20 protein-coding genes are annotated in these 21,117 nt (G+C 40.9%); 18 read left to right on the forward strand and 2 right to left on the reverse strand.

Features of this window, described 5'->3' with window-relative positions; translation table 11 throughout:
* The first annotated feature begins 8 nt into the window (after positions 1-8).
* The 12 genes from CHI14_RS13730 (at position 9) to CHI14_RS13785 (ending at position 12,517) form a co-directional block, all read left to right on the forward strand.
* Positions 9-944, forward strand: coding sequence for a glycosyltransferase family 8 protein (locus CHI14_RS13730; protein ID WP_170948126.1), 936 nt, complete (start codon positions 9-11; stop codon positions 942-944).
* 50 nt (positions 945-994) lie between these two features.
* Positions 995-2,188 (forward strand): O-antigen ligase family protein, encoded by a 1,194-nt coding sequence (locus tag CHI14_RS13735; protein ID WP_095288992.1) that lies wholly within the window; start codon positions 995-997, stop codon positions 2,186-2,188.
* Positions 2,189-2,216: 28 nt separating this feature from the next.
* Positions 2,217-3,323, forward strand: a complete 1,107-nt coding sequence (locus CHI14_RS13740; RefSeq protein WP_170948127.1) for a glycosyltransferase family 4 protein — start codon at positions 2,217-2,219, stop codon at positions 3,321-3,323.
* Between the two features lie 10 nt (positions 3,324-3,333).
* The gene (locus CHI14_RS13745; protein WP_095288994.1) at positions 3,334-3,942 is read left to right on the forward strand and encodes a putative colanic acid biosynthesis acetyltransferase; all 609 of its coding nucleotides are present in this window, start codon (positions 3,334-3,336) and stop codon (positions 3,940-3,942) included.
* Position 3,943: 1 nt separating this feature from the next.
* The gene (locus CHI14_RS13750; protein WP_095288995.1) at positions 3,944-5,233 is read left to right on the forward strand and encodes a glycosyltransferase family 4 protein; all 1,290 of its coding nucleotides are present in this window, start codon (positions 3,944-3,946) and stop codon (positions 5,231-5,233) included.
* Positions 5,234-5,268: 35 nt separating this feature from the next.
* Positions 5,269-6,645 carry a sugar phosphate nucleotidyltransferase gene (locus CHI14_RS13755; protein WP_095288996.1) on the forward strand — a complete coding sequence of 459 codons (1,377 nt, stop codon included), beginning with the start codon at positions 5,269-5,271 and terminating at the stop codon, positions 6,643-6,645.
* Position 6,646: 1 nt separating this feature from the next.
* Positions 6,647-7,768, forward strand: coding sequence for a hypothetical protein (locus CHI14_RS30030; RefSeq protein WP_095288997.1), 1,122 nt, complete (start codon positions 6,647-6,649; stop codon positions 7,766-7,768).
* 47 nt (positions 7,769-7,815) lie between these two features.
* Positions 7,816-9,153: a UDP-glucose dehydrogenase family protein gene (locus tag CHI14_RS13765; protein WP_095288998.1), complete on the forward strand. Its 1,338-nt coding sequence runs from the start codon at positions 7,816-7,818 to the stop codon at positions 9,151-9,153.
* A gap of 112 nt (positions 9,154-9,265) precedes the next feature.
* Positions 9,266-10,189: an LCP family glycopolymer transferase gene (locus tag CHI14_RS13770; RefSeq protein ID WP_095288999.1), complete on the forward strand. Its 924-nt coding sequence runs from the start codon at positions 9,266-9,268 to the stop codon at positions 10,187-10,189.
* A 19-nt stretch (positions 10,190-10,208) separates the two neighbouring features.
* Complete coding sequence (locus tag CHI14_RS13775) at positions 10,209-11,297, forward strand: acyltransferase family protein (protein ID WP_095289000.1); 1,089 nt, start codon at positions 10,209-10,211, stop codon at positions 11,295-11,297.
* A gap of 52 nt (positions 11,298-11,349) precedes the next feature.
* Entirely contained in the window at positions 11,350-11,901 is a 552-nt protein-coding gene (locus CHI14_RS13780) for a VanZ family protein (protein WP_095289001.1), read from the forward strand.
* A 97-nt stretch (positions 11,902-11,998) separates the two neighbouring features.
* On the forward strand, positions 11,999-12,517 hold the full coding sequence (locus CHI14_RS13785) for a hypothetical protein (RefSeq protein WP_095289002.1): 519 nt from the start codon (positions 11,999-12,001) through the stop codon (positions 12,515-12,517).
* Between the two features lie 341 nt (positions 12,518-12,858).
* On the opposite strand, the gene CHI14_RS30655 is transcribed toward CHI14_RS13785, so the two are convergent.
* Positions 12,859-12,990 (reverse strand): hypothetical protein, encoded by a 132-nt coding sequence (locus tag CHI14_RS30655; RefSeq protein WP_255248006.1) that lies wholly within the window; start codon positions 12,988-12,990, stop codon positions 12,859-12,861.
* Positions 12,991-13,070: 80 nt separating this feature from the next.
* On the opposite strand from CHI14_RS30655, the gene CHI14_RS13790 reads away from it, so the two are divergent.
* The 6 genes from CHI14_RS13790 to CHI14_RS13815 all read left to right on the forward strand — a co-directional run bounded on the left by CHI14_RS13790 (position 13,071) and on the right by CHI14_RS13815 (position 19,393).
* Positions 13,071-13,979 carry an ABC transporter ATP-binding protein gene (locus tag CHI14_RS13790; RefSeq protein WP_095289003.1) on the forward strand — a complete coding sequence of 303 codons (909 nt, stop codon included), beginning with the start codon at positions 13,071-13,073 and terminating at the stop codon, positions 13,977-13,979.
* Complete coding sequence (locus CHI14_RS13795; RefSeq protein ID WP_095289004.1) at positions 13,972-14,766, forward strand: ABC transporter permease; 795 nt, start codon at positions 13,972-13,974, stop codon at positions 14,764-14,766. The genes CHI14_RS13790 and CHI14_RS13795 overlap by 8 nt, the downstream gene beginning before the upstream one ends.
* 175 nt (positions 14,767-14,941) lie before the next feature.
* Positions 14,942-16,015: an AI-2E family transporter gene (locus CHI14_RS13800; protein WP_095289005.1), complete on the forward strand. Its 1,074-nt coding sequence runs from the start codon at positions 14,942-14,944 to the stop codon at positions 16,013-16,015.
* Between the two features lie 217 nt (positions 16,016-16,232).
* Positions 16,233-16,628, forward strand: a complete 396-nt coding sequence (locus CHI14_RS13805; RefSeq protein WP_095289006.1) for a GntR family transcriptional regulator — start codon at positions 16,233-16,235, stop codon at positions 16,626-16,628.
* Between the two features lie 341 nt (positions 16,629-16,969).
* Positions 16,970-17,752 (forward strand): DUF1648 domain-containing protein, encoded by a 783-nt coding sequence (locus CHI14_RS13810; RefSeq protein ID WP_170948128.1) that lies wholly within the window; start codon positions 16,970-16,972, stop codon positions 17,750-17,752.
* A 51-nt stretch (positions 17,753-17,803) separates the two neighbouring features.
* The gene (locus CHI14_RS13815) at positions 17,804-19,393 is read left to right on the forward strand and encodes an alpha/beta hydrolase family protein (protein WP_095289008.1); all 1,590 of its coding nucleotides are present in this window, start codon (positions 17,804-17,806) and stop codon (positions 19,391-19,393) included.
* 106 nt (positions 19,394-19,499) lie between these two features.
* Here CHI14_RS13815 and CHI14_RS13820 read toward each other — a convergent pair whose 3' ends face one another.
* On the reverse strand, positions 19,500-20,846 hold the full coding sequence (locus CHI14_RS13820; protein ID WP_095289009.1) for a hemolysin family protein: 1,347 nt from the start codon (positions 20,844-20,846) through the stop codon (positions 19,500-19,502).
* Positions 20,847-21,117: the final 271 nt, after the last annotated feature.

A 21,117-nucleotide genomic window follows, 5' to 3' on the forward strand; every position in this document is an offset into this window, starting at 1 on the left:
TGGATAACATGACCGCTGTCATTGTTACAGATGATAATTACGCTCAACATCTGGGGGTCACACTGACTTCATTGTTTGAGAATAAAAAATCAAATCAACTGTTAAAAACTTACCTGATCAGCAACGGACTCAAGCCGGAAAATCATAAGAAGCTGAAACGGATTTTTGAGAAATACCAATCAGAATGCATTTTTTTGGATATCGACGCCAAAAAATTTGCGCACTTGTCTGTCAAAAATCACATGAGTCATGCAGCATATTATAAAATTTCCATACCTGAACTTATTCCGGAGGATAAGGTTATTTTCCTGGATTGTGATCTTGTGATAAAAGAAGACATTTCTAATCTTTGGAACATCGATATATCTGATTTCTATCTTGCTGCCGTGGAGAACCCTGAATTTGACCGATACGATCAACTTGGTATCCCAGAAGGTTCCCGAACATTTAATTCGGGTGTAATGCTGCTAAATCTTAAAACTTGGAGAGAAAACAATATCTCGGAAAAAGTCATGGAGTTTCTTTTGAGTAACTCTCATAGAACAGCACTGCATGACCAAGATGGATTTAACTCTGTACTTTACGATAAATGGTTACCGATTGCTCCCAAGTGGAACCAACAAACCAAATTCTTTAGTATGAAGTTGGATGAATCATCTTTCATTCAAGAAGAATGGGAGGAGGCAATAAAGAATCCAGCAATTATTCATTACACAACTTCATCGAAGCCCTGGCAGTATACGAACATACATCCGTATAAAGAAGAGTACTACAGTTATCTTAAGTTGACAGAATGGCATGATTTCGTCCCTCAAGGTAGGACCTTCAAAAATCAAGTCAAGAAGTGGATCATTATGGCTCTTCCTACGCCTTGGTTAGTACGTATTCGCAAGAATATACAAATAAGAAAAAACAAAATGATATACGATGATGTTGCCAAATGATAAGCCATCCTTGGTTCAATGAAAGACACTGAACAAAAGGGGAATTTTGCATGCCCACTTACTTAAGAAACATCAATTTACAGCTCTTTGTTGCCACTATGGCTCCTCTAGGTTTTTTCTACAAAAAAGGCGAAGGTGGCGGAATATTAGATATCACACTTTTAATATATGTGATTCTGTACGTAATGGTTGTTTATAATATGTTGATAAAAAAAGAGAAGTTAAATCTTATGAAATATGATGCAATCGTTTATCTGGTTCTTTTAGTTATGAGTTTTAGCCTTCTATACACTCCTGAACCGATGGCGGGATTAGTAAAGTTTATGAAGTTCACTGTCATGGGAATTGGCATGATATATATACTTCGGTCTTTTATAAAAAACAAAGATGATATTACGAAATTCTACAGATATTTTGTTTTCAACAGTTTTGTGGTTCAAATGCTTATACTTATTGATTTTGCAGCTAATAAATTTCCTGTAGGTAGGTACAAATACCACGGGGTACATCCTATTGCAACAGCCATGTTGGGTGCTACGACGCTGTTGATTGTGATCTTGCTGTTCTCAGCCAAAAAAATGAAGTTCTCAGCAACATTGATCTTAATACTAACAAGCGCAACAATTTTAATTATTGGTGCGTCCAAAGGCCCTATCCTGTCCATTGCAGTCACTTTGTTTCTCATGGTAAGGGGACTTAAGAAGGTCAATCTTAAGCTAGTTCTTATACTTGGCGGAATCCTTATTGCGCTGCTCAATCTGAGTGTGGTACAAAAATATACGGAATTTTTAACGGATCGCATCACGAATACTGCTGAATCAGAGTCTTCGGCTGTGCGGTTGAATCTGTATGATCAGGCTGAAAGGATTTTTTATGAGAAGCCTCTAACAGGTGCAGGGATGGGTACACTTAGGGAGTATCCTCATAATCTGTTTTTGGAAGTTGTTGCCGAAAACGGGATACTGCTAGGGTTCATGTTAATTATTGTTTTATTAATGGTGTGCAAATCCTATGTTGGCTTCTTGCTTAACAAGTCTGTGGACATTAATTACTCACTCTCGCTATCCCTTGTGATAATGTCATTTATAAGTTTGATGGTTAGTTGGACTTATGTGGATCAGAAATATCTGTATATGGGTCTCGGAACACTTATTATGGTGCACGGTTCTCTTTATGCTCAGCCCAAGAATGATATAAAAATGCTGATCAGCTCAGAGAAAGCGTTGAGGACAACTACTCTTTAAGAGGAGAGAATACATGCTTAGGACGTTATTGATTACTAATCAGATAGCACCTTATCGAATTCCTGTTTATAACAAAGTTAATCAGAGTGCTTCCGTTGATTTAACTGTATGGTTTCTGCAGGAAAAGGAGTCAAACCGAGAATGGAATATAGATTACTCCGAAATGGAATTCGCCTATGAACAATTGCGCGGGTTCCATATTTTTTTGCAAAAACTTGATATGGGAGTGCATCTGAATCCAGGGTTATTTTGGAGATTGATTCGGTTTAATCCTGACGTAGTTATGACAACGGGGTATGAAGCACCTGGATATTGGACTGGTATGGTATATGCAAAGCTTTTTCGAAAAAAATTTGTTGTTTGGTATGGCAGCACGCTTCACAGCAGCAGAGTCCAAAATAAAATATTTAACGCGATTAGGCGATTCTTTTTTGGCAAAGCTGATGCATTTGTATCGTACGGAACTGAATCCGCAAAGTGCATGGAACATTATGGGGTGGATCCGGAAAAAATTGTAATTGGTTATAACACAGTGGATGTAAAGTATTACCGACAATATTACAAAAACAGCAAAAATGAACTGATCGGGAATGCTGGCAAAATGCAATTCCTATATATCGGGCAGTTAATCGAACGCAAAGGATTGCTTCAAGTATTAGAGGCCTTACGTGAAGTGGATTCCGAGAACTGGGTGTTTAAAATTGTAGGAAGCGGAACGGACGAAGCCATTCTGCGGAAGAAAGTGGAAGAGTATGGGTTATCGGAACGTGTTTTATTTGAAGGTTATAAGCAAAAGGATCAACTTGGCTCCTATTTGGCACAGGCCGATTGTCTGATTTTCCCTTCACTAATTGAGGTATGGGGGCTTGTTGTTAATGAAGCGTTAGCAACAAATACTTTTGTGTTAGCATCCAAGTATGCTGGTGCCACAAAGGACATTATCGTTGATAAACAAAATGGTTTGGTGATAGATCCGTTGGATCAGCGTAACATGACTGAGGCATTTCAGTGGGTGATGAATCATAAGGACTACATCCAGTCTCAACGGTCCCAGGATCTTAGTTTATGGCGCAAATTACATCCAAACTCTTATGCACGCTCGGTTGAAACAGCAATCAAAAAAGCTGCATTGTGAGGAAATTGACATGGAAAATAAAATTAGACTGGATTTATATGATCAGACGGGATATTCGCGCGGAAGAAATGGAGTCATTGTATTGTTATGGTGGCTAGTGCAGGGTTCTATATTTCGCTTTTCTCTTCATCAGATGTATGGATGGCGCAAATGGTTATTAACTCTGTTCGGAGCTAAACTCGGGAAGGGAGTCAAGATCAGATCGTCTGCCAAGTTTACTTACCCGTGGAAAGTGAAGATTGGAGATCACAGTTGGATTGGAGATAATGTGGAGTTCTATAGTTTGGATAGTGTCACAGTAGGAAATCACTGTGTGGTTTCACAGAATACGTATCTTTGTACTGGAAGTCACCAGTTGAATGACCCCGCGTTTGGTTTAATTACGAAACCAATTGTAATCAAAGACGGCGCTTGGATTGCAAGTGATGTTTTTGTTTACCCTGGTGTAACGATAAATGAAATGGCCATTGCAGGTGCAAGAAGCACTGTAATAAAGGATATTCCCGCCAATGAAATACATGCAGGCTATCCTGCAGTGTTTATAAAGCAACGTTTCTCTCAACATTTGGGGGTAACTACGATACCGTTTGATCGGTTGGAAAGTGAGATGATCAGATAAGATGAAGCCAAAAATAGTATTTGTCATCAATTACTTTTACCCAGATGTAGTTTCAACAGGACAGATTATGACGGAGTTATGTTTATACCTTCAAAATGATTTTGATATCACAGTAATTGCTGCACAAGGGAATACTGGGGGGGCTCTGGAAAAGCAAGGGCGTTTCGTCTTAGATCATTTAGAGCAAATCAAAATTATAAGAATCAATCTTCCCGAAGTAAATAAAGAGGATAAAATAAGCAGGATTAAGTATATTTCGGCTTATTTCATCTGGGCTACTATCGCATTACTCAAACAAAAAAACGTGGATCTCATATATACGATCTCCCAGCCACCTGTATTAGGTGGTGTCATTGGGACAATAGGGAAAATATTAAAAAAGACCAAGCACATCTACAATATACAAGACTTCAATCCTGAACAAGCAGAAGCAGTCGGATATAGTAAAAAGAGATGGATAGCGAATACAGCTAGATGGATTGATACGCTCAGTTGTAAGTTAGCAGATCATGTAGTGACAGTCGGTGAAGATATGAGAGAAACGTTGAAACGTAGATTTCATTACAGAAAAGTAACTGATAATTCAGTGATTCATAACTGGACAGACGAACAAGAGATCATACCACTTCCCAAAGACCACCCAAAGGTTGAGGCATTTTTGAAAGAACATGATCTGGAAGGTAAATTCATAATTATGTATTCAGGAAATCTTGGACTGTATTACGATTTGGAGAATTTGATTAAAATGACAGGAAGATTTGCCGGCTATCGGGATCTTGCCTTTGTATTTATAGGCGAGGGTGCTGTAAAGCGACAAATGCAAGATTATGTTGAACAGCATGGCATTGCTCAAGTTTATTTTCTTCCTTTTCAGCCCAAGGAAAACCTGAGGTATTCCCTAAACGCGGCAGATGTTCATCTGGTGGTCAACCAAAAAGGGATTAAGGGTGTTTCTGTCCCCAGCAAAATTTATGGTGTAATGGCTGCGGGGAAACCTGTTTTGGGAGTACTAGAGCAAGGAAGTGAGGCTTACCGAATTATAGGGGAGAGCAAGTGTGGGCGATTAACGGAACCACAGAGCTATGACATGTTTGTAAAGCATGTGAAAGATCTGTACATGTTAAATCGTGAAGTTCTTAAAAGTATGGGGATGGAAGGAAGGGTTTACCTAGAGAAACATCTTAAAAGAGATGTATCTATGGAGAAATACAGGGTGTTACTTAGCAGACTTGCATCGAAAGCAACGGACCACAGGATGGTTGAGAAGAGAGAATATGCTGCATCTGAATAGACTGCAAAGTTATAAAACCTAAGGGGGAATGGCAAATGAAGGTTGTGCTGTTGTCAGGTGGATCTGGTAAACGGCTTTGGCCATTATCCAATGATTCACGCTCAAAACAGTTTTTGCGCGTACTTCAAAATGATGACATGCAAATGGTGTCAATGGTCCAACGTGTGTGGCATCAACTTGAATTAAATGGTTTGGGTGCTGACAGCTATATTGCAACAGGCAAATCCCAAATAGAAATGATGCAGACCCAGGTAGGTACAGATATACCTTTGATAGTGGAACCAGAGCGAAGGGATACATTTCCGGCTATTGCTCTTGCAGCAACCTACCTATATTCCGTACAGAGTGTAGGGCTCAATGAAGTAGTAGCTATTCTTCCTGTTGATCCTTATGTCGAGGACCATTTCTTTGAAGTAGTAAAGCAGTTGGAGGAGGCAATTAATTCTTCGGGTGCTTATATTGGGCTTATTGGTGTGAAGCCTACATATCCATCATCCAAATATGGCTATATCATTCCTGAAACAGCCAATCAACCTCTAAGCGGATTGAATATGATGCAGGTTCTAAGTTTCCAGGAAAAACCTACAGAGGATGAGGCAGATCTATTAATCAACAATGGGGCACTTTGGAACTGTGGTGTATTCGCTTTTAAACTAGACTATATTATCAATCATTTGCAAAAAAACGGCCTGCCAATTCAATATGATGAACTTCTCAAACAATATGGTAACTTGCCTAAAATCAGTTTTGATTACGAGATACTGGAGAAGGAACGTGAAATAATTGTGGTCCCATATGAGGGGTATTGGAAGGATCTAGGCACCTGGAACACACTCACAGAGGAGATGGGATCTGGACAGATCGGAAAGGGCATTATTAGTGAAGACTGCACAAATACTCATTTGATTAACGAATTGGATATTCCTGTTGTAGTTTTAGGAGTCTCGGATCTTGTAGTAGCAACGAGCCCAGACGGGATTTTAGTAACCGATAAAAGTGCAAGCCCCAGAATTAAAGATACCATTACTTTTAATAATGTTCCCAAATATGAAGAACGTCATTGGGGTTGGTGCAAGACGCTGGACATACAGCAATATGAAGATGGTAATCAGGTGGTGACCAAACGACTGCATGTGCTTACGGGAAAAAACTTAAGTTATTGTCTTAATCGTAGTTGTCAGGAAGTATGGACAATTGTTAAAGGGTCAGCTGAATTTATACACAATGGTAACCGAATGAGCATTAAGGCAGGTAATGTTATGCATATACCAGCAATGACCATGCATGGACTCAAAGCGATAACTGATGTTGAATTTATTGCTGTTCAATCCGGGCCTGTAATTATGGAGAACGATTCAGTTGAACTTTATACCGATTGGGAAGAAATTGAACAACATTGTGTGAAGATCTAGGATGAGATCCAAGCCAAACTTGATTTTTTACATTTCTGATTATGGTTTTGGTCATGCAACAAGAAGTATAGCTCTGATCAGGGAATTGATGCTGCCTAAGTATGATATAGGTTCCTTAACAATCTGTTCAGGAAAAGCTTTGACTTTTATTCAAGATTCGTTACCTTGCGATCATCGGATAGATTACAGAGAACTTTCTCTTGACTTGGGATATGTTCATGAAGCAGGTAGTATGGATTTGTCTTTAGATTTACTTCAAGAAGGATATGAATATCTTCAGTGTTCCTTTTCCGATATGGTTTCTGGGGAAAGGGATTTTTTAGTTTCCAAACAATTTGATATGGTATTATCCGATATCTCACCCGCTCCACTATTGGCTGCATCGCAATTGAAAATAGTTTCAGTCGGTATATCCAATTTTACTTGGTACACAGCATATGAAGAAGCGCTTAACTCTGAACTCATACATTTTTTGGAGAGCTGCTATCGTTGCATGGATTACTTTGTAAGGTTACCTGGAGGGAATTTTGAGCCTGCTTGGGGAAGATGTGGTGAAATCTCAGTAGATTTTTACTGCCGTAGTGTAGATCCTATCGAAGAAAAGCGTATTCGAGCACAACTCGACCCTTTCCATAATAAAACGATAGTATTTTTTGGACTGGGTATGGGTATCGAACTTACAGACCTCCCCAATATGAAATTACTGAAAAATGAGAACTTTATTTTTATTGTTTCCTCCAACATGGGTATTTCTGGACCTAATATCTTCAATATTGATAGGGACTATACAGAGACACAAAACTTTGTTGCTGCCTCAGACATTGTACTATCAAAACCTGGATGGAGCACCGTTAGTGAAGCGATTGTTTCACACAAACCTTTGATATTACTCGAGAGAGAGAATATGCCAGAGGATCGCAAAACCATTGATGCTGCCAGGCTGGTTACGAACACGGTCACAATCTCTTGGAATGAGCTAAGAGATATGGAGGACCCTAAATTTTATTATAGAATGCTCAAATCTCGTCAGCGTAACTTCCTTCCTCTAGATATGAAGAAGTCTGGAGTGGAAGTTATCTCTGAATTCGTTACAAATCTTTTATCTTTTCATATAACAACGTGATTCATATATTTTATATAAATAATAAAAGGTGATGGAGGATGAGAAATATGAAATTAACAGTGATTGGTACAGGTTACGTAGGACTTGTATCGGGTGTTTGTTTTTCGGAACTTGGGAATGAAGTGGTTTGTGTTGATAAACTGGAAAGCAAAATTGAAATGTTGAACAAAGGTGAAGTCCCCATCTACGAGCCAGGGCTAGAAGAACTTATTGCAAAAAATAAACTTGCAGGACGTTTGCACTTCACAACAGATTTAACGAGTGCGGTGCAGCGAGCAGATATTATTATCATTGCAGTTGGTACTCCTCCACTTCCTACTGGTGAGGCAAATCTGGCATACATCCACCAAGCTGCTGAAGACATTGCACTTGCAATGAATGGTTACAAAATCATTGTTACCAAAAGTACAGTACCTGTAGGAACTAACGAGCAGGTGGGTGAGATTATCAACAGATACAGCAAGTTTCCTTTTGCTATAGCCTCAGTGCCCGAATTTTTAAGAGAAGGCTCGGCGGTTCAAGATACTCTTAACCCGGACCGAATTGTTATTGGTTCTGCTAGTAGAGATGCTTATGAGAAGTTGTCCGCACTGCATAGTGACTTAACATCGAATATTATTCTAACGGATGTTCGTTCTGCAGAGATGATTAAATATGCATCAAACGCCTTCTTATCCACGAAGATTTCTTTTATTAATGAAATCGCTAATATTTGTGAAAAGGTTGGAGCTGACGTTACCCGGGTTGCTGAAGGTATGGGATATGACAAACGCATAGGTGCTTCTTTCTTACAAGCTGGAATAGGTTATGGCGGATCTTGTTTTCCAAAAGACACACAGGCACTGATCCATATTGCCAACAGTGTTGAGTATGATTTTAAATTGTTACAATCGGTTGTAGAAGTTAATACGAAACAGCGCTTCAACATTATTGATAAGTTGCACGAAGCCCTAGGATCTTTACAAGGGAGTCGAATTGGAATCTGGGGGCTTGCTTTTAAACCCAATACTGATGACGTAAGAGATTCTCCGGCCATTGAGATTATAAATAAGCTACTTGAGTTAGGTGCAACTGTTCAGGTATATGATCCGATTGCAATGGATAACTTTAGACGGGAAATTACTGATGCATCAATGATTCAATGGGCTGAAAATGCAATGCAGGCAGCTGTGGGTTGCGATGCTTTATGCCTTTTAACAGAGTGGTCTGAATTCTCGTCAATTCATCTTAACGATCTAGCGAGGGTCATGAATCAATCTATATTGATTGATGGACGTAATTCGTACAGTTCAGAGCAAATCATGAATTCTACATTTGAGTATTACTCTGTTGGACGCCCAAATCTGACTAAAATTGTATCTGATACAGTTCCATTGGCTAACTAAACATTTATTGTTTGAAAATCTATGAATCTGCTCGGAAATCACGTAATTACAAGGTGTATTCGTGATTTCCGAGCAGAAATTTTTTACTCATAAATATCTAAGGGGATATGTAATGAAGCTATGGCTCAAATTAACTTTAAGTGCATTATCTCTAGTAATAGTAGGTATTGTTGGTTACAGTGCTTTTGTATATTACACTGTAAAATCAACAGCAGACAACATTTACGAACCACTTGATCCAAAAATTAAACCAGTAAACATTGTAACGGATACAAGGGGGGGACAAGAAGTTGATATCCAGGCTAAAGATCCTTTTACAGTTATGGTGATGGGAGTGGATGAGCGGAGCACAGACACAGGCCGTACCGATACAATTATTGTCCTAAGCATTAACCCTGCTAAAAAAACAGTACTTATGTTTAATATTCCTCGAGATACAAGGACTGAAATCGTAGGTCATGGAACAGTGGATAAAATTAATCATGCTTATGCCTTCGGTGGGGTTAATATGGCCATAAACACTGTGGAAAAATTCCTGGATTCACCAATTGATTATTATATCAAGGTAAACATGGAGGGCTTTAAGCAGCTTGTTGATATTATGGGCGGTGTGGAAGTTAATAATCGATTCGCATTTGACTATCAAGACCATCACTATGACGAAGGTTTAATCAAGTTGAATGGCAGCGAAGCACTTGGATACACAAGAATGCGTTACGACGACCCACGTGGAGATCTGGGGAGGAATAGCAGACAAAGACAGGTGCTAGAAAGTCTCATCAAGACCACTCTTCAAGTATCAAATATTATACACATACAAACGATTATTAGTGAGATTGGTAATAATGTAAAAACCGATTTCACGTTTGATGAGATGAAAAGCCTTATTCTTGATTACCGATCTGATCTTGAACATATTGAAACAGTGGAGCTTGAAGGAAAGGGTACGAAAATCGACGGAGTGTACTATTACTTGATTGATCAGGAGGAACGAGATAGAGCTCACGATTTAATACAACAACACGTAGCTAAATAATAAAGTATGGAGATGGCATATGGATAAAAAGCTGGTTAACGAGATATTTTGGCTCCGAAGTATATCATGCTTGGCTATTGTGTTAATTCATGCAATTGAAACTTCAATTGACTATTATTCAACACAATCAGGATCAGCATTAGTCTCACTTCAGACTCTCCACCTGTTTTTGCTGTTTGCCACGCCGACATATGTATTTATTTCGGAGTTTTTATTAGCGAAAGCCTATAAGGATGGAGTACCCTCGGGTTTCTTTATGAAAAGAGTAAAAAACCTTCTAATTCCTTATTGTTTCATGGGGGTGGCATACGCGGTTATCGAAGCAAAAGACAGCTTTACTTGGAGCTCTTTAATAGTTGAAACTGTAAAAAATATTGTAATGGGCGATTTTGTAGCTTGGTTCATCCTTCTCATATTTCAATTCTATATACTTCATATGATTCTAAGTAAATTTTTGAATCGTATTCGTCCTTCCAATGCACTCGTTATCTCCTTTGTTATAAATATTGCGTACTTAGGATTCTTTAATCTTACTCAGCCACTAGCAGTGATCCCTTTCCATGATTACATTTGGGCACGTGGCTATTGGATTCCATGTCTAGGCTGGATATTTTATTTCACAGTTGGTTATTATGCTGGGCGTAATTACAATGACATTGTTCAATGGATACACCGTCGTCAACTCTGGATATTCGGCTCAACTTTATTAGCGTTAGGGCTTGTTTTTTTACTTGATGATCTCATTTTTAGCAAAACAACGTCCAAGCGACCAGATATGCTCATATACACTTGCTGTGTCATTGGACTGATTTTTTATGTTTCCAACAAAGTAAATAAGGTCCCACCTTGGGTCTATTATATAAGTAGCTACTCTTTCAGTATCTATTTGCTGCATAAACTTATTATGACTTTTATTCCCCCAATACCCAAAATGGGCATGATCTCTTATGTAGCTATTTTATTCGTAGGTAGTTTAATCGGATCTGTTATCGTAGCATATCTGTTTAATCGAATTCCCTTTGGTAAATATGTAGTTGGGGGGATTCAAGAGATCAAAAACAAAGAGTCCGTGCCTTTAATTCAGAACAAAACTGCCATAGAAACATGAAAATTAAGTCTGCATAAATATTGATAATATTGATATAAGAGGAGGCTGAAAAATGCGGCGGAATTCTGTAAATGTTCAGAAGAAAAGTAAATTGCGGATACGCCGATCACTTTTGTTACTAGGTGCTATAGCATTCATCGCCTTATGGATTTTGTTAATATGGTCAATGTCAGCTCAGTCATACCAACAACAAACTATTCAACCATTACTTCATAAGTTGTCTGATCAGGTAAGGATAGGGTTTACTCTACCTAATGTAACAATTAATTATGGTGAGAAGCAATATTCACTACAACAGAAACCATTTGATTTTCTAGAGTTTGTCTTCAGGAAAGGCGGTCATTTGTTTATCTATGCAGTATTAGCCGCCCTGGTTTATGGAACATTGAAATATAGAAAACAAAGCACTATAACAGCTGTTTTGTTCGCATTATGTGTTGTGATTCTAATTGCTTGTATTGACGAGTATATCCAACAGTTCAGCCCTAATCGTACTGCCTCTATACGAGATGTAGGAGTCGATTTTGTTGGAGGATGTTTAGGGATTATATTTTATACATTAGGTAAGAAATTGTTTAAAAGGAGATCAAAGAAAGAGAATTGATCTTCGGATTGGGATTTCCCAGGAAATGCTCTTGTCCCTCCAGCTTCTACTTTCCTGCTATTCATCATAAGAATGGAGTAGGACAGGAGGGACAAACATGCTGCGAAGACGGAATCGTAATGCCTTGTTCAAAAAGATCGGATTCATCGCACTTGTGCTGCTGCTGCTATGGTTAATAGGCAGAACGATCCCATATCTCTTTCGTGCCGATGCGCCGGACGACGCTGCTTCGGTGGTTGAAGAGTTTTACAAGTATGAGCAGGCGGGCGATTTCGGCAGCTCATGGGAACTGTTTCACCCATTAATGAAAGAGCGTTTCTCGAAAAGTGCTTATTTGCAGTCCAGAGCTCATATCTTCATGCAGCATTTTGGCGTGGAAACCTTTGAGTTTGAGATGGAAAAGCCGGAGCGGGAATTTGATGTTACGGTGATGGATGGCGTAAAGCCGTTTCCCGAGGCGTACAAGGTCGGAATAACGATGAAGTACAGAAGTACCTTCGGGCAATTCGACATTGTACAGACCTGTTATGTCGTGCAGGATGGACAGGAGTGGACACTGCTCTGGTATTACCCTGGCAAGGGCGAAGAACAGCATTCAAGTGAGAGCAGCGAGTGATCCCCATAATGTGTGGAGGTAGTTTGATATACACCCATACTTTGCATCATATTGTATCATTGTTCCTATTTTAAGCTCTATAAATGCGAGACTTTTGTCGCATTTATAGAGCTTTTTTTGTGTTTTACCCTATTTTAAAGCCGGAAGGGGCTTGACAATAGTCCCGGGGTCAAGTAAATTACGAGATAGATACAAAATGTATCAAAATTCAGCTTCTAACGACAAATAACAGGGACTACATTGCTCCTTGTTGAGGGGAAGGAATTTCTGTGATCGAAACGAGCCGCTTTTACTGTGTCAGTTGTGGGATGATTGTGTCGGTTGGTAGAGGCTCTGTCGAATTAAAGGAAGAGGGCTATGGAGGCAATCACGTATTTCGCACCGGATTTTACCGGAGTGAGATGCCGCTTGGATGCTGTGGAGCGTGTCAGATCCATATGAAGCGTAAGGAGAACACCCAGTTTACGGGACATTATACCAAAGATTATGATACACTATGTTCATATGAGAGGCGGGCATGATTTATTAGCCTGTCGATGAGGGAGGGAATTGCATGCAGCAGGAGCCGGTCGTCCGACTTCAGGGCGTCAGTAAAATCATATCTTCCCGATCGTTGGTCAGCGACCTGACTCTGGATATTTCTCCGGGGCAGGTTTTTGGTTTTTTAGGGCCTAATGGTGCCGGGAAAACAACAACGATCCGGATGATGGTCGGACTTATGTCCATTAGTAAGGGAGATATTATCATCTCGGGACATAGTATCAAAAATGAATTTGAGCAGGCAGTGGCCCATGTAGGTGCCATTGTAGAGAATCCGGAAATGTACAAATTTCTTACCGGATATCAGAACCTCGTCCATTTTGCCCGCATGTCGCCAGGAATTACCAATGAACGCATTGCGGAGACCATTGAGCGTGTAGGGCTTACCGCCCGTATTCATGATAAGGTGAAAACCTATTCTCTGGGCATGCGTCAGCGTCTTGGTGTCGCCCAGGCCATATTACATAAGCCGAAGCTGCTTGTACTGGACGAGCCAACCAACGGCCTTGATCCGCAAGGGATTCGGGAGCTACGGGATTATCTTCGTCAGCTCACCCGTGAAGAAGGCATTACGGTCTTTGTGTCCAGTCACCTGTTGTCAGAGATGGAACTCATGTGTGATACGGTTGCCATTATCCAAAATGGTAAGTTGATTGATGTGAGAAACCTCAAAGCAGAAGCTGGAGCGGATGCACTCGCGGAAGTGGCCTTTGAGGTGAATGATACACGGCGTGCTTCAGAACTCATTCAGGATGCGACTGTTCAAGGCAACATGCTTGTGGTGCGCCTGTCGCGTGAGCAGATTCCGGATTTCAATGCCAGACTGGTAAGCGAAGGAATACAGGTATACGGTATCCGCAACGTAACACATACACTCGAAGATCAATTTTTACAAGTGACTGGGGGCGGAGGTATTGCCTAACTTTGGAAATCTGTTGTTGAATGAAAATATGAAAATCTTCCGGCGTCCCCGTACCTGGATTATGCTTTCATTTTTGGCTTTAATTTCGCTGCTGCTTCCGGTGCTGCTGAGAGAAGGTATGGGAGGTGGTGACGTTTACTTCTGGGAAGCGGCAATAACGACGGTTCAGATTGTATTCTTCCTGAATACCATCTTCTGTGTGGTCATTGCGGCTGAAGCGGTAGCCGGTGAATTCACATGGGGCACCATTAAACTGCTGCTTATTCGTCCGTGGTCACGCAGCAAAATTTTGGCTTCAAAATACATTACGGTTCTGGGATTCAGTCTGCTCAGTACAGTGCTGATTCTCTTGCTCGCAACCGGAATGTCCTATGTTCTGTTCTCCCATGATGGAAGTGCAGCTGGCGGCGTAACCTCGGCATCGTATGCCTTTACGTTATGGGCATACCTGTACGTTGATCTGTTTATTACGCTGGCCATAGCCTTTATGGTCTCCTCCGTGTTTCGTTCGGGAGCACTGGCCATTGGTTTGTCACTGTTTATCATGTTTACCCAGAGTATCTTTGCCTTGATCTTCAATCCAGCTCGCTATGACTGGGCCAAATATGTACTATTTAATAACATGGATCTCAGTCGGTATATGAATTCGGGAATGGACCTCGGATTGTTTGGCGGGGGGAATGCGGGAATGACCCTTGGCTTCTCGGTTGCCGTACTGGCCGTGTACTATGTGATTTTTATGGTTGTTTCGTGGGTTGTATTCAGCAAAAGAGATGTGGCAGGCTAACCGCCTGCTTCTTTTTTTGCTCATTTTTCATCGGCAAGAAAAAGACCCTTCCACGTTAACTGACATGCAATGTGGCAATACTTGCATTTAAGGGTACATATAATCAGGTGACTGAAGAAGGTACACCAGATTATAGCCCAGTGCTGGCAGAGCAGTGTATGGAGGGATCAATTTCTTGATAAATAACAAGTTCTACCGAATTTGCACAGCCATTATTTTGCTGCTGCTCATTGTGTATTTGGGAGATAAGGTGAATTTTATTTTCCGCCCGTTAACATCACTCATACATATCATTATTATTCCGCTGTTAATCGCGGGCTTTTTCTATTATTTACTCCGGCCGCTTGTTGACTTTATGGAACGACATCGGTTGAAAAGGGCCCTATCGGTTCTAATTATTTATGTTGTGATTGCCCTGCTGATTGCCGGGTTTAGCGTGCTTATATGGCCGTCACTTCGTGAGCAGCTGTGGAACTTTATTGAAAATACGCCTGCTCTGATAGCCTCACTTAGTGCACAGCTAAACGAACTGGAGAGAAGCGGATTCCTGTCCAAATACTTGCCGGAGGACTCGGATCTGGTTTCAAGATTTTCCGAATTCCTGACACAGGGAATTACACAGGTGAGTGATTATCTGTCAGGCCTGTTCTCGGTGGTATCCAATCTAGTCATCATTTTGGCCACCTTTCCAATTATGCTGTATTACATGCTTAAGGAAGGCAGTAAGTTTGGCACTAATCTCACCCTGCTTTTGCCGAGACGTTATCGGAAGGACGGAGAAGAGACCGTTCACGAAATTGATGAAGCGTTGAGCAATTTTATTGTTGGGCGAGTTATTGTCAATGTTGCACTCGGGATCCTGATGTACATTGGTTTTCTTATCCTTGGTTTGCCATATGCGCTATTGCTGACGGCTGCATCCATCATATTGAACTTTATTCCTTATGTGGGTGCCATATTGGCAGCGATACCTGTCGTGATTGTGGCTTTTATTGAATCTCCGTCGATGGCTATCTGGTCGCTGATTATTATCGTCGTTGCCCAGCAGATTCAGGATAACCTGATATCTCCCTATGTATATGGCAAGCAGCTGGATATTCATCCGCTGACAACGGTTATTCTGTTGCTCGTGGGTGCCGATCTGTGGAATATTTTGGGTATGATCATCGTTATTCCGCTATATATGATCCTGAAAATTATAGTTCGTAAAATCCATTATCGGATTGTTGAAGATAAGACTGAACTTTGAATGGAATGTAAAATACAACATGGTCATGTGCCTCCACTCATGTTTGTACTTGAATCACATAAGATAAGCTCATGAAGATAAGCCGCATATCAATGGTGAAGGGTTAGGTAAGCCTGCCCTTGCCATTGATATGCGGCTTTATTTCCATACGCATTGCCCCTCTATGTTATATCTGTTATACTTGATATATAACAGACGACAAAGAGAAGGTGAACTCTTGATTATTCAACTTGACATGCAGTCCGAACTTCCCATTTATTCTCAACTGGTTTATCAAATTATCGAAGGCATTGCTAGTGGTGAGCTGCAGCTAGGTGAGGCGCTACCATCAGTTCGGAATTTGGCAGCAGATATTGGTGTTAACCTTCATACGGTCAATAAGGCTTATACACTACTCAAGCAAGATGGGTACATACTAATTCACAGACAAAAGGGAGTTGTCGTAAACCCTGATGGAATGCCTGGTCTAACGGATGATTTTTTGAAAAAGCAGCAAAGAGAATTAAGACCGATTATTGCCGAAGCGATATGTCGAGGAATGACCAAAGAGGAGTTATCTGCGGTATTAGATCAAATCTATGATGATGTGAAGATGGGGCACAACAAGGAATAAACGAATAAGGGAGTGTGTTATTTATGCAACTATTTAGTATCTTATCGGTCATCTTAATCTTTGCTCCATTAGCCTTACTTCTCTCCTTTACACCTTATCTAACAAGGGAAACCATTAGCTTTGGGGTTACGGTAAGTGAATATAATTACTACACACCCATCTTACGTAAGCTACGGAGAACATTTGCTACCGTAAGTCTGATCGGAAACGCGATGTTTATACTTGTCTGTCTATATTTACTCCGATCTGCCAATGAAGAGTCTACAGCAATAATCACCGGTGTTTGCACCATGATATTTATTGTGTACTGGGTAGCACTACATCTATTTTTTCATTTCAAGATGAAAAAGATAAAGGGAACACTTCCAACTGAAGAAGCACCTCAACGGGTTAAAATTGATACCACCTTCCGCCAAAATAAGCTCACGTATTCCAACTATTGGTTTCTAATTCATCTGGCTATTATTGTAGCCGTTGCGATCATTTCGATCCTGAATTATGATGCACTACCTAACGTCATTCCAATGAAATATGATCTTCAGGGCAATGTCACTTCCAGTGTGCCTAAAACCTACCTCTCGGTACTGGCTATTAATCTTGTACAGCTGGGAGTAATTGCACTCCTGATGCTGGTTAACTGGAGTATTAAAACAAGCAAACAACAGCTTACCATGACTAATCCTGCCCAATTTGCTGCTAAAAATATTCAATTCCGCCGTAAATGGTCCCTATTTACGATAATAACTGGGCTTCTTCTTACTATTTTATTTGCATTCATTCAGATGAATATGTTCGTCCCCAATCTGGTCTTGCTAACGGCTATCAGCTTCATCGTCCCTGTGGTGATCGTGTTAGGCGCATTATTGCTGTCTCTCACAGGCAGACAAGGCGGTGGGAAAATTCGAAATCATCAAGAGGATAGCGAACGCTCTAAGGAGCAGCCCGTGAATGATGATGAGTATTGGAAGCTGGGTTTTATTTACTACAATGCCAATGATCCATCTTTTACCGTAGAAAAACGTTATGGAATAGGCTGGACCATTAACTTTGCTCGTCCGCTATCTTGGGTCCTGTTGTTACTTATCATTGCTATTGTTGTTATAAGCAGAGTTCTGAGCCAATAAATGCTCATAGATCTATGCATATCATTAAAATGATTAGGAGGAGTTATTACGATGAACAATTGGAAAAAGCTATTATGTTCTCTTACTTTCGTATGCCTTATCCTGCCGGTAACATCCATCTCAGCAGCTGCTGAGAAACCCGTTGATCATGAAAATCTAGTTCCTGTTCGTGAGATTGCAGCAAAGAATGGGGCAGAGGTATCTTGGCAACAAAACACAGGACAAATTACAATACGAAAAAATGAGCTTACCATTGTAGTTAAGGTAGGGGAGAAACAGGCGATCGTGAATGGACAAGTCATTCCCTTAGAGCATCCTGTTCAGTTAACGAAAGGAGTTACTTTTATGGATGGGGAATTTCTTACCGAGGCACTGAAGGCAGCACCTGAGGATATGTTCATTTCACTTTTAAGTGAGGGTGACGGCAACGAGGCTGCCAAGTATGTTCATACCTCGGTGAGTGGAGTGCTGTCACCCACGTTGTTGAGTCAGCTATGGGGAGCTTTAGAAGGACAAAATGGGAGAATTACAAGTAAAGCCATAGCTAAACAAGTAGAGAACAACTCAGTGCATCGCAATGTCACATATACTTTTAAGACAGAGCTTACTAATGTAAATATTACGGTCAGAATGAATCATGACGGACTGGTGGATGACTTGTATATTGCCCCTGCTACTCCAGATGTTTATCAAAAACCAAGTTACGACGATCCATCTGCGTATACAGAACAAAAGATTACAGTTGGTCAGGGTGATTTAGCTTTACCAGGGACCTTAACCTTGCCCAAGGGAGAGGGGCCTTTCCCGGTTGTCATTCTGGTACACGGATCCGGGGCTAGCAATCAAGATGCTGCCATTGGTGGTGCAAAGCCATTTCGCGATCTTGCGGTAGGTTTAGCTTCACAAGGAGTTGCTGTATTAAGATACGATAAGGTCACCTATGAGCATACCTATAAGGTGGCTTCACAGCCTAAATTCACATTAAAACAAGAAAGTGTGGATCAGGTAACCGATGCAGTAGCCTTACTTAAAAAGAATGCACATATTGATTCTACAGCGATTTTTGTAGCTGGACATAGTCAAGGCGGGTTTGCAGTACCGTTAATCATTGCTGAGGATAAACAACATGATATTGCAGGAAGTATCCTGCTTGCTGCACCAAGCAGTCGCTTTGTGGATGTGCTTACCGAGCAGCAGGACGAATTGTTAGATCGGATGAAGCAGCGTGGTTTGGACACGGAGATCATTCAAAGACAAGTTGATTTTTACAAAAATGTTGCTGCAATCGTTAAAGATCCTAACTATTCCGTAGATCATCTTCCTGAGGCATTTCCACTTCAGCCTGCTTATTGGTGGTTTGAGCAGAGAGATTATGTGCCTGCGGAACTGGCTAAAACACAAAATATCCCCATGCTTATTCTACAAGGTGAAAATGATGTTCAGGTGTCTATGGATCAATTCCAGAACTGGAAAACGGCTCTTCAAGGTCATTCCAATGTAACGTACAATAGCTATCCGAAGGTAAATCACCTGTTATCCAGTTATGATGGACTTTCGATTGGTCAAGAGTATGCTGAGCCATCTAATGTCTCCAAAGCCATTATCGATGATATTGCGAAATGGGTATTAAAAGTGGAGTGATAACATGGAGAGTGACACATTGAGCGGGAATAAGAAGAAGAGCACTTACCAATGTAGGTAAGTGCTCTTCTTCTTATTATATATGGAGCTGCTTCATTTAGCCCAATTAGGCCTCTTTCTCGTCTTCATCCGTATACTCAGACATGACAAGTGGTTCTTTAGGTACAACAGCCACCTTGTAGAAACGGTTTTTGTCTTTTTCCAGAAGCACAAACGTCAGGTTTTCAAATTCATACTCATCCTGCTCGTTCATTTCCGGGCGATGGCTGTAGAGCCATCCACCAATGGTGTCCCATTCATCGGCATCGAGATTAGACATAAACATGTCGTTGACCTTCGACAGGGATACCTTGCCATCCATAATGACATAGTTCTCATTGATGATCTGGATATCTTCCACTTCGTCCGCATCGAACTCGTCACGAATCTCGCCGACAATCTGTTCAAGTACATCCTCAATGGTTACAATCCCTGATGTACCGCCATATTCGTCGACCAGCACAGCGATGTGCACGCCGTCCTTCTGCATTTTCTTGAGCAGATCCTTCACCGGAGTCGTTTCGTGAACAGCAGATACGGGCTGAATCAGCGAAGACAGATCAACAGGTTCATCGTTTCCGTAAAGTTCCAGGAAGAACTGTTTGGTATTGATAATACCAATGATATCGTCTTTGCTCTCATTCACAACCGGGAATCGGGTATATTGCTCCTCCCGGATAATTTCCAGGTTTTCTTCATTCGTTTTATTGACATAAAGGCAGACCATATCGGTCCGGGGTACCATAATTTCCTTGGCGAGCATCTCATCAAAAGCAAAGATCCGGCTTACATAACCGAACTCGGCCTGATTAATTTTGCCGCTTTCGAAGCTTTCATTAATGATAATTTGCAGTTCTTCTTCTGAGTGCGCCTCTTCATGCTCGGACGCAGGCTTGATTCCAAACAATTTGACCAGTTGATTCGCCGAGCCGTTCAACAGCCAGATAAAAGGATACATAATTCGGTTAAACCAGATGATAGGTGTAGATGTCAGGAGCGCAACCGTTTCAGCTTTGCGGATTGCAATCGTTTTGGGAGCAAGTTCACCAACCACAACATGCAAGTATGTAATGGCAACAAACGCAATAACAAACGATAAGAATGATGAGAGCGCCTCAGGCATACTTAAACTTTCAAACACAGGATGGAGAATTTTCTCTACCGTCGGTTCACCAAGCCATCCAAGTCCGAGGGATGTAATGGTAATCCCAAGCTGACATGCGGACAGATATCCATCCAGGTTGGCAACAGCCTGTTTGACAGCCAGAGCACGCTTGTTTCCTTCTGCAATCATTTGGTCAATCCGGCTTGGACGAATTCGTACCAAGGCAAATTCTACTGCAACGAAAAATGCTGAAAATCCTATCAAAATCGCAACCAATACTAAATTTAACGCATACCTCTCACTGTCCATTCACTACTCTTCTCCTTTAGGTAATAAGTTTTTAACGAATATTATATCGAATTTAAGGTCAGAAGACCACCTCCAGAGAAGCTGGAGAGGAAGACTATGGAAGGATATTCACCCAAAACGGCGCAGTGGCGCGGCTTCTCGGACTTGATGAAGATTATGTAGATGCAAACACAGTCAGAATATACAGTCATTTCACCGAAGGGGCAGGACGGAAATTCCTGAGCCTAGTTTGTGTATGTAAAGTTTTATCTATGCGAACGTTACGAATGGA

Origin of the sequence: Paenibacillus sp. 7516, assembly GCF_002272715.1 — a bacterium.
GTDB lineage: Bacteria > Bacillota > Bacilli > Paenibacillales > Paenibacillaceae > Paenibacillus > Paenibacillus illinoisensis_A.

Excerpts from the sequence above, each read along its gene's own strand:
- CHI14_RS13735 (WP_095288992.1), top strand. The coding sequence starts at position 995 with ATGCCCACTTACTTAAGAAACATCAATTTACAGCTCTTTGTTGCCACT.
- CHI14_RS13745 (WP_095288994.1), top strand. The coding sequence starts at position 3,334 with ATGGAAAATAAAATTAGACTGGATTTATATGATCAGACGGGATATTCG.
- CHI14_RS13785 (WP_095289002.1), top strand. The coding sequence starts at position 11,999 with ATGCTGCGAAGACGGAATCGTAATGCCTTGTTCAAAAAGATCGGATTC.
- CHI14_RS13780 (WP_095289001.1), top strand. The coding sequence starts at position 11,350 with ATGCGGCGGAATTCTGTAAATGTTCAGAAGAAAAGTAAATTGCGGATA.
- CHI14_RS13815 (WP_095289008.1), top strand. The coding sequence starts at position 17,804 with ATGAACAATTGGAAAAAGCTATTATGTTCTCTTACTTTCGTATGCCTT.
- CHI14_RS13730 (WP_170948126.1), top strand. The coding sequence starts at position 9 with ATGACCGCTGTCATTGTTACAGATGATAATTACGCTCAACATCTGGGG.
- CHI14_RS13750 (WP_095288995.1), top strand. The coding sequence starts at position 3,944 with ATGAAGCCAAAAATAGTATTTGTCATCAATTACTTTTACCCAGATGTA.
- CHI14_RS13775 (WP_095289000.1), top strand. The coding sequence starts at position 10,209 with ATGGATAAAAAGCTGGTTAACGAGATATTTTGGCTCCGAAGTATATCA.
- CHI14_RS13770 (WP_095288999.1), top strand. The coding sequence starts at position 9,266 with ATGAAGCTATGGCTCAAATTAACTTTAAGTGCATTATCTCTAGTAATA.
- CHI14_RS13820 (WP_095289009.1), bottom strand. The coding sequence starts at position 20,846 with ATGGACAGTGAGAGGTATGCGTTAAATTTAGTATTGGTTGCGATTTTG.
- CHI14_RS30030 (WP_095288997.1), top strand. The coding sequence starts at position 6,647 with ATGAGATCCAAGCCAAACTTGATTTTTTACATTTCTGATTATGGTTTT.
- CHI14_RS13810 (WP_170948128.1), top strand. The coding sequence starts at position 16,970 with ATGAAAAAGATAAAGGGAACACTTCCAACTGAAGAAGCACCTCAACGG.
- CHI14_RS30655 (WP_255248006.1), bottom strand. The coding sequence starts at position 12,990 with ATGTCCCGTAAACTGGGTGTTCTCCTTACGCTTCATATGGATCTGACA.
- CHI14_RS13765 (WP_095288998.1), top strand. The coding sequence starts at position 7,816 with ATGAAATTAACAGTGATTGGTACAGGTTACGTAGGACTTGTATCGGGT.
- CHI14_RS13755 (WP_095288996.1), top strand. The coding sequence starts at position 5,269 with ATGAAGGTTGTGCTGTTGTCAGGTGGATCTGGTAAACGGCTTTGGCCA.
- CHI14_RS13790 (WP_095289003.1), top strand. The coding sequence starts at position 13,071 with ATGCAGCAGGAGCCGGTCGTCCGACTTCAGGGCGTCAGTAAAATCATA.